This window comes from Streptomyces sp. MnatMP-M17, assembly GCF_900091995.1.
Taxonomy (GTDB): Bacteria; Actinomycetota; Actinomycetes; order Streptomycetales; family Streptomycetaceae; genus Streptomyces.
Map to the genome: position 1 here is coordinate 1 of NZ_FMDK01000999.1, position 2,597 is coordinate 2,597.

Here is a 2,597-nt window from a genome sequence, read left to right on the forward strand (position 1 = left end):
CCCGGCGGCGCGGCCTGGGCGGGCGGCGCCGCCTGCGCGGGTGCGGGGACCGGGACCGCGACGGGAGCCGGGGCGGGCTCCTCGACCGAGACACCGAAGTCGGTCGCGATCCCGGCCAGTCCATTGGCGTACCCCTGGCCCACCGCACGCGCTTTCCACGCGCCGTTCCGCAGATAGATCTCCACGATCACCAGGGCCGTCTCGCTGCCCAGCCGCGGCGGCGTGAACGTGGCCAGCGCGCCGCCCGTGGCGGCGTCGCGGATCGTCGCGGTGGGCTCGATGCCCTGGAAGCTCTGTCCGTCGGCGTCCGGGCTCGCGGTGACGACGATCTTCTCGATGCCCGGCGGGACGGCGGCGGTGTCGACGACGATCGCGTCCGGCGCCGAGCCGCCGCCCGAGCGGTAGGTCACGCCCGGGCCCGCCGGCTGGTTGTAGAAGATGAAGTCGTCGTCCGAGCGCACCTTGCCGTCGGCGGTGAGCAGCAGGCCCGATACGTCGAGCCGCACGGGAGCGGCGACGTCCACCGCCACATGGGTGGTGGGAAGAGGGATGTTCGAGCCGGGGGTCATAGCTGTCATGCCTGGCGTAACGAACGACCCCGCTTTACCGTTCCCTTACCTACGCCATTCGCGCGCCATTCGCGTCAGTGCGGCCAGCGCGGCGGGTCGGTGATGAACTGGCCGCCCAGATACGCGTGGTCCGGTCTGGCCGGATCGAGCGGTCCCTGGGCCGCGACGAGCTTCTCCGCGTACTGCTCCGAGTCGTCCTGAGGCTCGTATCCCAGCGCCCGCGCGCTCGTCAGGTCCCACCACAGCCGGGTGTTGGCGGAGGAGCCGTATACGACGGTGTGGCCGACGTTCTCGGCGGTGAGCGCGGCGTGGAAGAGACGGGCGCAGTCCTCGGGGCTGAGCCAGACGGAGAGCATCCGGACGGTGCTGGGCTCGGCGAAGCAGGAGCCGATCCGTACGGAGACGGTCTCCAGCCCGTGCAGATCCCAGTAGAGCTGGGCGAGATCCTCGCCGAAGCACTTGGACAGCCCGTAGTAGGTGTCCGGGCGGCGCGGTGTGTCGACGGGAATCAGCGGATCGTCGCCCCGAGGGCGCGGAGTGAAGCCCACGGCGTGGTTGCTGGAGGCGAAGACCGTACGTGCGACGCCCTCCGCGCGGGCCGCCTCGTAGAGGTTGTACGTGCCCTGGATGTTGGCGCGCAGGATCTTGTCGAAGGTGGACTCCAGCGAGATGCCCGCGAGATGGATGATCGCGTCCACGCCCCGGACGGCCTCGCGCAGCGCGTCCGTGTCCGCGAGATCGGCGGTGATGGCGTCGGGCTCGCCGTCGACGGGATGGACGTCGAAGAGCCGCAGTTCATAGCCGTACGCGGGCAGCAGGCCGCGCATCAGGGTGCCGAGGCCGCCGGCGGCGCCGGTGAGCAGAACGGTACGCGGTGCGGGCATCGGGAGATCTCCTCGGCGGCGCGGATCCGCGGTGTGGATCCATGGACGGCGTGCTCGGCGTGCTCGGTAAGCTCAGATCCGTAGACATCATTCACATGCGTGGACACGCTAAGGAGTGGGCGGCGGCAGCGTCAAGTGTGGCGTGAGCGTGGTGAATATGTCTCTGAGTTGCGGTTTCTCGTCTTGACCCGCGCCGCGAGGCTGCCTTAGCGTGGCGTCGTTCAGGGATATGGACATCGATCAGAATTGTGCACGAGCGGTCGCCGCTCGCTGCATGGCCAAGGGAGCGCTCGTGACCTCAGCCCCGCTCGCCGCACGCCTCACCCGCGTGGCCGGGCCGCTGTTCTTCCCCGTCACCGCGTACGGGCCCGACGGCGCCCTCGACCTCGACGCCTTCCGCGCGCATGTCGGAGCGGGCGTCGACGCCGGAGCCGCCGCGGTCTTCGCGTGCTGCGGCACCGGTGAGTTCCACGCCCTCACTCCGGAGGAGTTCCGCGCCTGCCTCGCCGCGGCCGTCGAGGTGACCGGCGGCCGGGTGCCGGTCGTGGCGGCGACCGGATACGGTACGGCGCTCGCGATCCGGTACGCGCGGATCGCCGAGGAGGAGGGCGCGGACGGACTGCTCGCGATGCCGCCCTATCTGGTCGTCGCCGACCAGGAAGGGCTGGTGCGCCACTACACCGCCCTGGCCGCCGCCACCTCCCTGGAAACCATCGTCTACCAGCGCGACAACGCCATCTTCACCCCGGCGACCGTCGTCCGGCTCGCCGCCGTGGACGGCATCATCGGCCTCAAGGACGGATACGGCGACCTCGATCTGATGCAGCGCATCGTCAGCGCCGTACGGACCGAGCTGCCCGGCCGCGAGTTCCTCTTCTTCAACGGTCTGCCCACCGCCGAACTCACCGGCCCCGCCTACCGCGGTATCGGGATCACGCTCTACTCCTCCGCCGTCTTCGCCTTCGCGCCCGATATCGCGCTCGCCTTCCACCGCGCCCTGGCCACCGGCGACGACACGACCGTCGAGCGGCTGCTCGACGGCTTCTACGCGCCGCTGGTCGAGCTGCGCAGTCTTGGCCGTGGCTACGCCGTCTCGCTCGTCAAGGCGGGTGTACGGCTCGGCGGGGTGGGCGGGGGGGGGGGG

General features: G+C 70.7%; 3 protein-coding genes. 1 reads left to right on the top strand and 2 read right to left on the bottom strand.

Translation table 11 applies throughout. The features are described from left to right. Both GA0115259_RS34895 and GA0115259_RS34900 read right to left on the bottom strand, forming a co-directional pair. On the bottom strand, positions 1-569 hold a 569-nt coding region (locus GA0115259_RS34895; RefSeq protein WP_141716819.1), incomplete at its 3' end, for a TerD family protein. A gap of 74 nt (positions 570-643) precedes the next feature. Continuing rightward, entirely contained in the window at positions 644-1,453 is an 810-nt protein-coding gene (locus GA0115259_RS34900) for an NAD-dependent epimerase/dehydratase family protein (RefSeq protein ID WP_093604324.1), read from the bottom strand. A 292-nt stretch (positions 1,454-1,745) separates the two neighbouring features. On the opposite strand from GA0115259_RS34900, the gene GA0115259_RS34905 reads away from it, so the two are divergent. Further along, positions 1,746-2,597 (top strand): 5-dehydro-4-deoxyglucarate dehydratase (locus GA0115259_RS34905; protein ID WP_093604326.1); only part of this gene is annotated, 852 nt, incomplete at its 3' end.